We start from the raw sequence: 11,694 nt of genomic DNA, 5'->3' as shown, positions 1-11,694 counted from the left end.
GCAGAACTCAATGGCCCTTGACAACCGCGCAGAGATAGAGCTTGGAATCCCCGGCCCAATGCTCTGAGATGTCCGTGAGCCACAGCTGGTTCGGCTTCTCAGCGCGGAACTCACGACGAACCAGATCATCATGAACGGCAGGGCCAGGACGCTTGCCCGAGCCGCGACGGAACCAGTGGCAGCAGCGGACCTTCACGAGCCGACAGGCCTTCAACACCTGATGGTCCGACACGGCCAGGCCACGGCCGCGGAGCTCATCAGCCAGGAACCGGTATCCGAACTCCGGGTCATCGGCATGGGCATCGAGGACGGCGTTGGCGGCATGCGCGTCGGACCATTCCCGCTCGCTGACAGGTTCGGCCAGCCACTGGTAGTAGGCCTGACGGGAGAACCCGAGGACCCGGCAGGAGAGTTTCACGGGAATCCCGTCGCGGGCCAGGTCCTTCACGACGGGATAGCTCATTGTGGGGACTGACCCAATTTCAGGTTCGCCTGGGACAGATACGCGGCCGCACGCCGTAGGACCTCGTTCTCCATCTCCAATTCACGGTTGCGGCGCTTGAGAGCCTTCAGCTCCTCGTTCTCAGCCTTGGTGATGCCGGGCCGGATCCCGGCCTCGACATCATCCTGGGCCAGCCAGCGCCGTAGGCAGGACTCGGCGATGCCGAAGTCCTTCGCGACCTGCGCGATCGGCATCTGACCCTTACGGGCGATCGCGACCACGTCCTGGCGGAACTCTCGGGGGTATGCAGCGGGCATGGGGTCATCCTTCCAGCAGTCCCTCCCGGGACCACAGATCAGATGTCAACCAAACTCACGGCAGACCCTTTCCTCCTACGGGTCAGGACGGGGGTGCCGGGCCAGAGGTCTCGGGCGGGCTGGGCACGGTGGGTGGGGGTGAGCGATAAAGGCATGTTCTTTCCTGGGCGGCCACCGTGCGATCCCCCCGTGGATGGAGGGGTGTGGGCCGGGCGGGAGGGTCAGTGGATGTAGGAGAAGACGCCCATCATCCCGGCCTCGGCGTGGTAAGCGTTGTGGCAGTGGGTTAGCCACTGGCCCGGGTTGTCCGCCTCGAAGTCGAAGACGATGGTTTGCCGGGGTTTGATGATGACCGTGTCCTTGCGGGCGCCATGGTCGGCCAGCTGGAAGGTGTGGCCGTGCAGGTGCATGGGGTGCCACATGTCGGTGTCGGGTCAAGTCCCTGGAAGTGGTGTAGCCGTCTTCGAGGTTGTAGGGGGCTTGTACCTGTCAGGTCTGCAGGGTCGGCATCACCTCCGTGCTCATCACGGTCTCTTGCTCCGTGGTCAGGGGCTCACGGCACCGGGCGAGCAGTTCCAGGCCGAGATACCGGCGGCCTTCGGCCCACTCATCGGTCTGCTCGGCCAACACAGCCCCGACCAGACGCACCACGGCATCCCGGTTCGGGAAGATCCCCACCGAGTCCGTGCGGCGCCGGATCTCCCGGTTCAGCCGCTCGGCAGGGTTGTTCGACCAGATCTGGGACCACACGTCCCTCGGGAACGAGGTGAACGCGAGGATGTCCTCTCGTGCTGCATCGAGGTGCCCAGCCACCGCGGGCAACCTGTCCTGCACGTAGTCCAACAGGCGCTCGAACTGGGCCTGCACGGCCGGCCCGTCGGGCTGGTCGTACACGCTGTGCAGCATGGCCTTCACCGCCGGCCACATGCTCTTCGGGGTCACGGCCATCAGATTCGCCGCGTAATGGGTGCGGCAGCGTTGCCACACGGCCCCGGGCAGGTTCGCCGCCACGGCTTCCACGAGGCCGCGATGGGAGTCCGAGGTCACCAGTGCCACCCCGGCCAGCCCCCGGGCCACCAGGTCCGCGAAGAACTCGTTCCACGCCGCACCCGTCTCCGTGGTGGCCACCCTCAGCCCGAGGACTTCGCGGCGCCCGTCGGCGTTGACCCCGGTGGCGACCATGGCCACCGCGTTGATCACCCGCCCGCCCTCTCTGACTTTCATGGTCAGGGCGTCGGCGGCGAGGAACACGAACGGGCCGGCCTCGCCCAGCGGCCGGTGACGGAAAGCCTCGATGTGCTCGTCCAACTCCTGTGCCATCCGGCTGACCTGGGACTTCGAGAGCGAGTCGATGCCCAGCTGCCGTACGAGCTTGTCCATGCGCCGGGTCGAGACCCCGGCCAGGTAGCAGTCCGCGACCACGGTGATCAGTGCGGACTCGGCCCGTTTGCGGCGCTCGAGCAGCCATTCGGGGAAGTACGTGCCGGCCCGGAGTTTGGGGATGGCCACATCGATCGTGCCGGCGCGGGTGTCCAGGGGTCGGTGGCGGTAGCCGTTGCGCTGCGCTGTCCGGTGTTCGGAGGGCTTGCCGTACTCGGCCCCGCAGACCGCGTCAGCGTCGGCGGAGAGCAGTGCGTTGATCACGGTCTGCAGCAGGTGGCGCAGCAGGTCTGGGGAGGCCTCCCCGAGAGCTTCGCGCAGCAGGCGTTCAGGGTCGACAATGTGTGGAGCGGTCATCGTGGTGATGTCCTTTCGAGAGTGCTGTGGAAGGTTCGCTCGAAGGCTCCCACGGTGACCGCGTCCGTCTCGAAGATGGTCGTGGCCACCGGGGAGGGTTACACCACTATCCGGGACTCAACTCGGTGTCGTTGGTCATCGTGACCCGCACGCGTTCGTCCAACCGGAGTTCGAAGGCGCCCTCGAAGGGGTTGGCCGGGTCGAAGCGTCGCCCGTTGATGCCCCAGTCGTACTCCATCATCGATCCGGTGAGGCGTACCTCGTGGGTCGTGGTCGGGTCCTTGGGTGGGAGCAGGACGGATTCGTGTGCCTTCAGTCGGCTGCCATCGAGCACGGTTCCGCCCAGGGTCTGTGGGAGCCGACCGGAGAGCGTGGTCTTTGGACCGGCTGCGATGATGCCGTAGGCGTGGCCGGTCTTGCCCTCGGGCAGGGCCAGTACGGGCACCGCCTGGTCGCCGAGGGTGATCAGCACGTCCAGGCGTTCGCCCATCCCCAGGACGACGGCATCGGCCTGGCGGGGCTGGACCGGGAACCCGTCGGTGTGGGTGATGGTCAGTTCCTGGCCGGGGATCCCGACCCGGTAGGCGGTGTCTCCGGCCGCGTTGATCAAGCGCAGGCGGATCCGGTTGCCCGGGGTGCTGGAGAAGGTGTCCGGGTCGGATGGGGGGCGGCCGTTGAACAGGTGCACGGGGATCTTCACGTCGCCGGCGTCCCCGCCCAGATAGTCGCTCTCAGCGCCCATGAGCATGTGCTTCATGGGCATGCCCGAGGAGCTGTCCTGGCTCATGGACCCGTGGTCCATGCCCGCCATGCCGGCCATGCCCTCCATGTCGCCGGACATGTCCATCCCGGCGGAGAGTTCCTCGACGACGTCCTGCGGTGTTCCGGTGATCCCGTCGAGCCAGTCGTCCAGGATCACGACCCATTCCTGGTCGTAGCTGAGGGGCTCGTTGGGGTCCTCGACGATCAGGGCCCCGTACAGGGCGCGTTCGCGCTGGGTGTCGAAGTGGGAGTGGTACCAGTACGTGCCCGGATGGGACAGCCGGAAGCCGTACGTATAGCGTCCTCCGGCGGCGATGGGGTCCTGGGTCACCCCCTGGACTCCGTCGGCGTCGTTGCGCAGGGCCAGCCCGTGCCAGTGCACGCTCGTGTCCTCGGGCAGGTCGTTGGCGACGCTGACCTTGAGCAGGTCCCCGGTCTGGGCGCGCAGCAGCGGCCCGTTGAGGCCGTCGTTGTATCCCCAGGTGGTCAGGCCCCGACCCTGGAGGGAGGTCTCGAGGGGTGCGGCGGAGAGCCGGTGGGTGACGGTGGTGCCCGAGGCGGCGCGTCGTTTCTCGTACTCGGCGACCAGCGGGTCGGTGGGCAGGATGCGCCCTGACGGTTGGGGGCTGATGGCGGGATCGGCGCAGGCGGCCAGCCCGGCCAGCGCCAGGGCCCCGACGGAGGCGCCCAGGAAGGTGCGGCGGGTGGTCAGTGAGGAGGTCATCGGTTCTTCTTTCCGTCATCCGGCCCCGTGTCGCAGGCGGGCGCGACGGGGCCGGGCATGGCTGATCAGTTGCTGGGTGAGGCCGGTGGCGTACCGGGGCTGCGTGCCGCTGTCACCCGGAGGTATTGGCGGACCCTGCGCTCACCGGTGGGGCGCGGCCGGGGGCTTTAGGTGCGGCTGACGGCCAGTTGAGCCAGTGAAGGGTCCACGGGGGCCGGAAATGGGCAACCCAGGGCAGGGGTGGTGCGGTCAGTCCCCCACCGGGGCTAGGCAGGAGGGCCCGGGAGGCCAAGTGGGACACGACAGGTGCCTTGGTCAGGGCCGAGGCGCAGGTATCGTCCACGGCCTCCAGGGCACAGACCGGCAGCCCGGGGTCGGCTGCCTCATCCCCGGCAGGCTCGGCCGGGAGCACGACCTCGGGCACCATGCCGGCCGGACCGATGGCCCCGGCCCGAGGTGATGAACAGTTGTGGCGGCGGCCGTACCGGTGGCGGCCCAAGCCGCGCTGGTGCCCGTACCAGCGTGCATCCCGAGCAGGCCCAGGATCAACACGAGGGTGCCCAGAACGGTTCGAAGGGCGGGCCAGCCGGACAGGGGGCGGCGGGGGGAGGTCACAGCAGCGATTCGGTGGTGTTCCCGCCGTCCGTGGTGGACAGCACGGTCGAGCCGACGACCAGCAGTGCTTCGGTCTGCCCGTCGTCGGTGATGCCCGTTCCCAGGGCGGTGGCCGTGCCGACCGGGCGGTCGCTGGCGGTCCAGGTGTCGCCGGCGTCGGTGCTGGTCAGCAGGTGTCCCTCGGTGCCGGCGCCCACGGCGGTGGTGTCATCGGCCCAGGCGACCAGGTGCATCAGCTGGGGGGTGTCCAGGGTGGTCCAGGTCGCGCCGTGGTCGGTCGAGCGCAACATGCCGGTTTCGGTGGTGGCCAGCACGGTCCCGGTTTGGGGGGAGATCGCCAGCGATGCCGGGGCGACGGGGATCTCAAGGCTCTGCCAGGTGAGGCCGTCGGTGCTGGCGCGCAGTTGCCCATCGAAGCCGAGGACCCCGTTCGGGCCGGCGGCCAGGGCGTGGAAATCGGATGCGCCGCCGCGGGAGAGCACCGTCCAGCTCTGGCCCCGGTCGGTGGACTCGGCCAGGCCCAGCGGCTCGGGCAGGTCGGTGCCCGGCGCGGGGTGACCCGAGGCCAGGTAGCGGCCCTCGGGAGTCAGGGTGAAACCCATGAAGTCCACGACCGGACCGACCTGGGTCAGCTCCCCGTCCTGGAGCCGGAACAGGCCCTGGTGGGTGGCCAGCAGCACCTCACCGGACTCGGGGTCCCGGGTGAGGGCATGGACGTGGGTGATGGCCGTGCCGGTGCCCTGCGTGCCGGTGCCGGCCGCCGGGGATGTCGCGGGGTTCGGCGCGGCGCAGGCGGTGAGGGTGCTAGCGCCGAGCAGGGTCAGCCCGCCGGCGATCAGGGTTCTGCGGGTCAGGGGGGTCATGGAGCCTTTCCGCCCCGGGCCAAAAGGCGGGGCTTCTACCATTGTCGGCCGGTGACGCGCCGGGATGGGGCGGTTTGCCTTGAAGATTCGATGAAGATTCCCCGCCCCGGCACCGTTCTGAGCCGCCGGGGCGCGAGACAGAGCGAGACTGGACCCATGAACTCTGGCACTGGGACTGACACTGGGACTGGTCCGGCGGCCGGCCGGGTGTTGGTGGTCGATGACGAGAAGCCGCTGGCGCGCATGGTGGCCACCTACCTGGAGCGGGCCGGCTACGAGGTGGCTCTCACCCACACCGGCCCGGCCGCAGTGCAGGCCGCCCGGGTTCACGAGCCCGACGTGATGGTCCTGGACCTGGGCCTGCCCGGGCTGGACGGGATCGAGGTGTGCCGGCGGGTGCGGGCCTTCTCCGAGTGCTATGTGCTGATGCTCACCGCCCGCGGCGATGAGCACCACCGGTTGGAGGGATTGGCGGTGGGGGCCGATGACTACATCACCAAACCCTTCAGCGTCCGGGAGCTGGTCGCCCGGGTGGGGGTGGTCATGCGCCGGCCGCGCACAACGGTGTCAGCCCCCGAACCGGAACGGGTCTGCGGTGACCTGGTCATCGACCTGGCCGCCCACGAAGCCCGCGTGTCGGGCCAGGTGGTGCAACTAACGCGCACGGAGTTCGACCTGCTGGCCGCCTTGTCGGGGCGCCCGCACCAGGCCTTCTGCCGGCGCCAGCTGATCGATATCGTCTGGGACCCGGCCTGGGTGGGCGATGAACGGCTCGTGGACGTGCACATCAAGAACCTGCGCCGCAAGCTCGGCGCGGACCCGGCCCGCTATATCGACACCGTCCGCGGGGTCGGCTACCGGATGGCGGAGCAATGACCGGCCGGCGGCGCTACCAAGGATTAGCGGCCCGGTTCTTCCTCGCCCAGCTGCTGGTGGTGGGGGCCAGCGTGCTGGCCGCGGTGGTGGTGGCTTCCCTGGCCGGCCCACCACTGTTCCACGAGCACCTGGAACAGGCCGGGGCCGGACACGATGCAGCCCAGATGCTGCACGTGGAGCAGGCCTACCGGGACGCCAATTTCTGGACCCTGGGCGTGGCCCTGGCCACGGCCTTGATCTGTTGTCTGGCATTGACCTGGCATGTCGCCCGCCGGATCCAGAGTCCGATCAACGCCCTGACCCAGGCGGCCAAGGCCATGGCCGGTGGACGGTACGACACCCGCGTACCGGCCATGGGCGCCGGCACCGAGGTGGAGGAGCTGGCAGGGTGGGCGTGTCAACTTGTCTGTGTAAGCGGGGTGGTCACAGGTAGGGGTTGATCCGGTCGGGGTAGGCCGCGGCGAGCTGGGCGAGGGCCTGCTTCCAGTTCGTGACGGCCTGACCTTCGACGAGCCGGCCCTGGGCTTTGCGCTGGCCGGCGGGTTTGCCCCGGTCCCGAGCGCGTTCGGCGGCGCGTTTGTCTTCGATGTTGCAGATCGCCAGCCAGAGCAGCTTCACCGCCGCCTCGGTCGAGGGGAAGTGGCCGCGGTTCTTGGTCACCTTCCGTAGCTGGAAGTTCAGCGACTCGATGCTGTTGGTCGTGTAGATGACCTTGCGGAGCATGGGTGGGAACTGCAGGAACGGGATGAACCGCTCCCAGGAGTTCGCCCAGGTCGCGGCTGCAGACGGGTACTTCGTGCCGAGCTCGGAGGCCTCGAACTCGGCCAGCGCCTTCCTCGCGGTCTCTTCGTTGGGGGCGGTGTAGATCGGCTTCAGCGCGGCGGCGACCTTCTTGCGGTCCTGGTAGGCCACGAACCGCATCGCGGCCCGGATCAGGTGAACCACGCAGGTCTGGACCATCGAGTCCGGCCACGTCGCCTCGACCGCCTCCGGCAGGCCCTTGAGCCCGTCGCAGCACACGATCAGCACGTCCTGCACGCCCCGGTTGGCGAGATCGGCGCAGACGTGGGCCCAGAACGCCGAGCCCTCGGTGTCCTGGACCCAGATCCCCAGCACGTGCTTGATGCCCTCGAGGTCCACGCCGACGGCGATGTAGGCGGCACGGTTGAGGACCTGGCTGTTCTCTCGGATCTTGATCCGGATTGCGTCGAGATAGATCACCGGATAGAACTCCTCCAGCGGCCGCGACTGCCACGCCAGGACCTCTTCGCTCACGGCGTCGGTGATGTTGGAGATCGTCTCGTGCGACAGGTCCGTGCCGATCGTGGAGGCCAGGTGGTGCTGGATGTCCCGGATCGTCATTCCGCCGGCATAGAGGCTGATGATCATGTCATCCAGGCCCCCGAGGCGCCGCTGGCCCTTGGGCACCAGGCGCGGGGTGAACGACCCGCCCCGGTCTCGCGGGACGTCCAGCTCGATCGGCCCGACCTCGGACTCCACGGTCTTCGGGGTGGTCCCGTTGCGGGAGTTGGCGTGCTTCAGCGCCTCGCTCGAGCCCTTCTCGTAGCCCAGATGGCTGGTCAGCTCGGCCTGCAGGCCCCGCTCGAGCGCGGCCTTGACCAGCGCGGGCACGAACCCGCCGTCACCGGTGAGCTCGACGCCGCCCGCGTCGATCTGCGCGAACAGGGCATCAAGCTGCCCTGAGGCTTTCAGCTGCTCGACCAGGTCCTGGCCCGAGGGCTCGCCTGGGTTCTTCTCGTCGATCATGGTCATGATTCTTACCGTTCCTCTCGGTACGGCTTACACAGACCATCTGACACGCCCGGCAGGGTCTTTCAACACCATGGCCGCACGGCTTCAGCGCACCGAGGACACCCGTCGACGGATGCTCTCGGACCTGGCCCACGAGCTGCGCACCCCCGTCTCCGTGCTGACCGTCTACCACGAGGCCCTGCAAGACGGGGTGTCCCACTGGGACGAGCCCACCGGTGAGCTGATGGGCGAGCAGCTGGCCCGGTTGACCCGGCTGGTGGAGGACATCAACGACGTCTCCCGCGCCGAGGAGGGCCGGATCGAACTGGACCGCAGCCCCCAAGGGGTCAGCGGGCTGCTGCATGCCGCGACCGAGGCCCACAAGGAGGCCTACGCCACCAAGGGCGTGGCCCTGACCATGGACGCCGATCCGGGCCTGGCCGTGGACGTGGACCGCCAGCGCATGGGCCAGGTCCTGGGCAACCTGCTCACCAACGCCCTGCGCCACACCCCGGCCGGGGGCCGGGTCACCCTCGAGGCCCGACAAAACCCGTCCGGGGTCACGCTCAGCGTCACCGACACCGGGGAGGGGATCTCTCCCGAGCACCTGCCGCACGTCTTCGAACGCTTCTACCGCGGGGACACCGCCCGCGACCGTGACCACGGCGGCTCCGGGGTCGGCCTGGCCATCTCCCGAGCTCTCATCCAGGCCCACGGCGGCACCTTGAGCGCCACCTCCACCACGGCCGGGGCGACGTTCACCATCGACCTGCCCACCAAGCAGTCCCCCGACCAGCCCACCTACCGGCGCACCCGTTCATCCACCGTGAACACCGGCGCTCCACCCCTTGAACGATACCCCCGGGGGGTATATACCAAGAGGAGAGGCGCCGTCCGGCGCCGCCCTCAGACCTGAAGGAGACCGTCATGACCGAATCCGCCCGCACCCCGCTGCCGGGGGCCACCAACGACTGCTCGTGCTGCGCCCCAGCCGCCGACGCCACCGCCCCCGCCGGGGACCAGAGTGCCGACCCAACCGGGACGAGCGCCGGCGACGCGACCTACCAGGTGGAGGGCATGACCTGCGGACACTGCGTGGGCTCCGTCGCCGAGGCCGTGAGCGCCCTGGACGGGGTGGACGATGTCCGGATCGAACTGGTCGCCGGCGGGGCCTCCCCCGTCACCGTGACCGGGCCCGCCTCCGCGGACTCCGTGCGGACGGCCATCGAAGCGGCCGGCTACCGCGTCCGGATCTAACCGACCCATCCCCTCGAGGTCGGCGCCCCACCGCCGAGCCGGTCGCCGAACAGACCGCCGAGCAGAAGGAACACCATGAGCACCCCGCACCACCACGATCACCCCACCGACCAGACCGCCGAACACCCAGACCCGAACCCCCACGCCGGCCACGCCAACCACACCGACCATGCCGCCCACCACCCCGCGGACGCGGCCACCCACGGGCAGGCCATGCCCCAGGGCCACGCCCACTCGGCCCTGGACGAGGACCACCAGGTCCACGACCACGGTCAGCACGCCGGGCATTCCACCGCGATGTTCAAGAACCGGTTCTGGGTCTCACTGGTGCTCTCCATCCCGGTGGTGTTCTTCAGCCACATGGTCGGGCAGCTGCTGGGCTACCACGTCCCCGAGTTCCCGGGCTCGGCGTGGATCGCCCCGGTGCTGGGCACCGTGATCTACCTCTATGGCGGCATGCCCTTCCTGAAGGGCGGGCTGACCGAGTTGCGCGCCCGCCAGCCCGGGATGATGCTGCTGATCGCGATGGCCATCACGGTGGCCTTCGTCGCCTCCTGGGTCACGACCCTGGGCATCGGGGACCTGATGCTGGACTTCTGGTGGGAGCTGGCGCTGCTGGTGGTCATCATGCTGCTGGGCCACTGGATGGAGATGCGCGCCCTGGGCGCGGCCTCCTCCGCCTTGGACGCGCTGGCGGCGCTGCTGCCGGAGGAGGCCGAGAAGGTCGTGGACGGTGACACCATCACCGTGCCGATCACCGAGTTGGCCGTGGGCGATGTGGTGCTAGTGCGGGCCGGGGCCCGGGTGCCGGCCGACGGGACCATCCTCGAGGGCGCCGCGGAGTTCGACGAGGCGATGATCACCGGGGAGTCGAAGCCCGTGCTGCGCCAGGCCGGGGACACGGTGGTCGCTGGGACCGTGGCCACCGACAACACCGTGCGGGTGAAGGTGGCCGCCGTCGGGACCGACACGACCCTGGCCGGGATCCAGCGGATGGTCGCCGACGCCCAGGAGTCCTCCTCCCGGGCCCAGGCGTTGGCGGACCGGGCGGCGGCCCTGCTGTTCTGGTTCGCCCTGGTTGCGGCGATCATCACCGCGATCGTGTGGACCGCGATCGGCCAGCCCACCGATGCGGTCACCCGCACCGTGACCGTGCTGGTCATCGCCTGCCCGCACGCCCTGGGCCTGGCCATCCCGCTGGTGATCGCCCTCTCCACGGAGAAGGCCGCCAAGTCCGGGGTCCTGATCAAGGACCGGATGGCCCTGGAGCGGATGCGCACCATCGACGTGGTCCTGTTCGACAAGACCGGCACCCTGACCGAGGGCGCCCACGTCGTCACCGCCGTCACCGCGATGCCCGGCGTGTCCGAGGCAGAACTGCTGGCGGTGGCCGCCGCGGCCGAGGCTGACAGCGAGCACCCCGTGGCCCGGGCCATCGTCACCGCCGCCGGGCAGCACCCGCAGGCCAGCACGTTGCGCAAGCGCGGCACGGACTTCAGTGCTGCCATGGGCCGCGGGGTGCGCGCCACCGTGGACGGCTCCGAGATCCTCGTCGGGGGCCCGAACATGCTGCGCGAGCTTAACCTGACCGTGCCGGCGGAGATCACTGAGCACACCGCCTCCTGGACCGCGCGCGGGGCCGGGGTGTTGCACGTGCTGCGCGAGGGGTCCGTTATCGGCGCGGTCGCCGTGGAGGACATGGTCCGCCCCGAGTCCCGGGCCGCCGTGGCCGCCCTGCACGCCCGCGGCATCAAGGTCGCGATGATCACCGGCGATGCCCGCCAGGTCGCCGAGGCCGTCGGGGCGGACCTGGGCATCGACGAGGTCTTCGCCGAGGTCCTCCCCCAGGACAAGGACACCAAGGTCACCGAGTTGCAGTCCCGGGGACTGTCCGTGGCCATGGTGGGCGACGGCGTCAACGACGCCCCGGCACTGGCGCGGGCCGAGGTCGGCATCGCCATCGGCGCCGGCACCGACGTGGCCATGGAGTCCGCCGGCGTTGTGCTGGCCAGCAACGACCCCCGCGCGGTGCTGTCGATGATCGAGCTCTCCCAGGCCAGCTACACCAAGATGATCCAGAACCTGGTGTGGGCCACCGGCTACAACGTGCTCGCCGTGCCGCTGGCCGCCGGCGTGCTCGCCCCGATCGGGTTCGTGCTCTCCCCCGCGGTGGGCGCGATCCTGATGTCCGCCTCCACCATCGTGGTCGCCCTCAACGCCCAGCTGCTGCGCCGGATCGACCTGGACCCGGAGCACCTGGCTCCTCTCGAGCGCCCCCGGTCGCAGGCTGCCCTTCAACCCGCGACCTCCTGATCGCGCCTCTTGGCGCTAGGGCGTGTCTGAGAATAG

At 69.5% G+C, this 11,694-nt stretch carries 11 protein-coding genes and 1 pseudogene; 5 read left to right on the top strand and 7 right to left on the bottom strand.

Going from position 1 to position 11,694, the window contains the following annotated elements; translation table 11 throughout:
- Positions 1 to 7 precede the first annotated feature (7 nt).
- From SJ20_RS10760 to SJ20_RS10735, 6 genes and pseudogenes are all read right to left on the bottom strand, one after another.
- Complete coding sequence (locus SJ20_RS10760; RefSeq protein WP_044659904.1) at positions 8 to 463, bottom strand: integrase; 456 nt, start codon at positions 461 to 463, stop codon at positions 8 to 10.
- A complete protein-coding gene (locus tag SJ20_RS10755; protein ID WP_044659901.1) occupies positions 460 to 759 on the bottom strand; it encodes a transposase in 300 nt (99 codons plus the stop codon). Before SJ20_RS10755 ends, SJ20_RS10760 begins: the two co-directional genes overlap by 4 nt.
- Positions 760 to 980: 221 nt before the next feature.
- Positions 981 to 1,190, bottom strand: a pseudogene (locus tag SJ20_RS10750) (multicopper oxidase domain-containing protein); the annotation flags it as partial.
- Between the two features lie 58 nt (positions 1,191 to 1,248).
- On the bottom strand, positions 1,249 to 2,496 hold the full coding sequence (locus tag SJ20_RS10745) for an IS256 family transposase (protein ID WP_011117090.1): 1,248 nt from the start codon (positions 2,494 to 2,496) through the stop codon (positions 1,249 to 1,251).
- Between the two features lie 106 nt (positions 2,497 to 2,602).
- Positions 2,603 to 3,982 carry a multicopper oxidase family protein gene (locus SJ20_RS10740; RefSeq protein WP_235281299.1) on the bottom strand — a complete coding sequence of 460 codons (1,380 nt, stop codon included), beginning with the start codon at positions 3,980 to 3,982 and terminating at the stop codon, positions 2,603 to 2,605.
- Positions 3,983 to 4,593: 611 nt separating this feature from the next.
- Entirely contained in the window at positions 4,594 to 5,460 is an 867-nt protein-coding gene (locus tag SJ20_RS10735; RefSeq protein WP_044659899.1) for a F510_1955 family glycosylhydrolase, read from the bottom strand.
- Between the two features lie 156 nt (positions 5,461 to 5,616).
- On the opposite strand from SJ20_RS10735, the gene SJ20_RS10730 reads away from it, so the two are divergent.
- Both SJ20_RS10730 and SJ20_RS10725 read left to right on the top strand, forming a co-directional pair.
- Entirely contained in the window at positions 5,617 to 6,336 is a 720-nt protein-coding gene (locus SJ20_RS10730; RefSeq protein ID WP_044659898.1) for a response regulator transcription factor, read from the top strand.
- Positions 6,333 to 6,776: a HAMP domain-containing protein gene (locus SJ20_RS10725; protein ID WP_044659897.1), complete on the top strand. Its 444-nt coding sequence runs from the start codon at positions 6,333 to 6,335 to the stop codon at positions 6,774 to 6,776. Before SJ20_RS10730 ends, SJ20_RS10725 begins: the two co-directional genes overlap by 4 nt.
- Here SJ20_RS10725 and SJ20_RS10720 read toward each other — a convergent pair.
- Entirely contained in the window at positions 6,760 to 8,103 is a 1,344-nt protein-coding gene (locus SJ20_RS10720) for an IS256-like element ISMlu11 family transposase (protein WP_044658726.1), read from the bottom strand. The genes SJ20_RS10725 and SJ20_RS10720 overlap by 17 nt on opposite strands.
- A 76-nt stretch (positions 8,104 to 8,179) precedes the next feature.
- On the opposite strand from SJ20_RS10720, the gene SJ20_RS10715 reads away from it, so the two are divergent.
- The 3 genes from SJ20_RS10715 to SJ20_RS10705 all read left to right on the top strand — a co-directional run bounded on the left by SJ20_RS10715 (position 8,180) and on the right by SJ20_RS10705 (position 11,658).
- The gene (locus SJ20_RS10715) at positions 8,180 to 9,004 is read left to right on the top strand and encodes a cell wall metabolism sensor histidine kinase WalK (RefSeq protein WP_235281298.1); all 825 of its coding nucleotides are present in this window, start codon (positions 8,180 to 8,182) and stop codon (positions 9,002 to 9,004) included.
- Between the two features lie 11 nt (positions 9,005 to 9,015).
- Positions 9,016 to 9,345, top strand: coding sequence for a heavy-metal-associated domain-containing protein (locus SJ20_RS10710; protein WP_044659896.1), 330 nt, complete (start codon positions 9,016 to 9,018; stop codon positions 9,343 to 9,345).
- Between the two features lie 75 nt (positions 9,346 to 9,420).
- Positions 9,421 to 11,658, top strand: a complete 2,238-nt coding sequence (locus SJ20_RS10705; protein ID WP_044659895.1) for a copper-translocating P-type ATPase — start codon at positions 9,421 to 9,423, stop codon at positions 11,656 to 11,658.
- The last annotated feature ends 36 nt before the right edge of the window (positions 11,659 to 11,694 follow it).

Source organism: Micrococcus sp. MS-ASIII-49 (genome assembly GCF_000946635.1).
Taxonomy (GTDB): domain Bacteria; phylum Actinomycetota; class Actinomycetes; order Actinomycetales; family Micrococcaceae; genus Micrococcus; species Micrococcus luteus.
Note: the sequence above shows the minus strand (reverse complement) of the source record. Positions and strands in the feature narration are given on the sequence as shown.

Excerpts from the sequence above, each read along its gene's own strand:
- SJ20_RS10760 (WP_044659904.1), bottom strand. The coding sequence starts at position 463 with ATGAGCTATCCCGTCGTGAAGGACCTGGCCCGCGACGGGATTCCCGTG.
- SJ20_RS10755 (WP_044659901.1), bottom strand. The coding sequence starts at position 759 with ATGCCCGCTGCATACCCCCGAGAGTTCCGCCAGGACGTGGTCGCGATC.
- SJ20_RS10745 (WP_011117090.1), bottom strand. The coding sequence starts at position 2,496 with ATGACCGCTCCACACATTGTCGACCCTGAACGCCTGCTGCGCGAAGCT.
- SJ20_RS10740 (WP_235281299.1), bottom strand. The coding sequence starts at position 3,982 with ATGACCTCCTCACTGACCACCCGCCGCACCTTCCTGGGCGCCTCCGTC.
- SJ20_RS10735 (WP_044659899.1), bottom strand. The coding sequence starts at position 5,460 with ATGACCCCCCTGACCCGCAGAACCCTGATCGCCGGCGGGCTGACCCTG.
- SJ20_RS10730 (WP_044659898.1), top strand. The coding sequence starts at position 5,617 with ATGAACTCTGGCACTGGGACTGACACTGGGACTGGTCCGGCGGCCGGC.
- SJ20_RS10725 (WP_044659897.1), top strand. The coding sequence starts at position 6,333 with ATGACCGGCCGGCGGCGCTACCAAGGATTAGCGGCCCGGTTCTTCCTC.
- SJ20_RS10720 (WP_044658726.1), bottom strand. The coding sequence starts at position 8,103 with ATGATCGACGAGAAGAACCCAGGCGAGCCCTCGGGCCAGGACCTGGTC.
- SJ20_RS10715 (WP_235281298.1), top strand. The coding sequence starts at position 8,180 with ATGGCCGCACGGCTTCAGCGCACCGAGGACACCCGTCGACGGATGCTC.
- SJ20_RS10710 (WP_044659896.1), top strand. The coding sequence starts at position 9,016 with ATGACCGAATCCGCCCGCACCCCGCTGCCGGGGGCCACCAACGACTGC.
- SJ20_RS10705 (WP_044659895.1), top strand. The coding sequence starts at position 9,421 with ATGAGCACCCCGCACCACCACGATCACCCCACCGACCAGACCGCCGAA.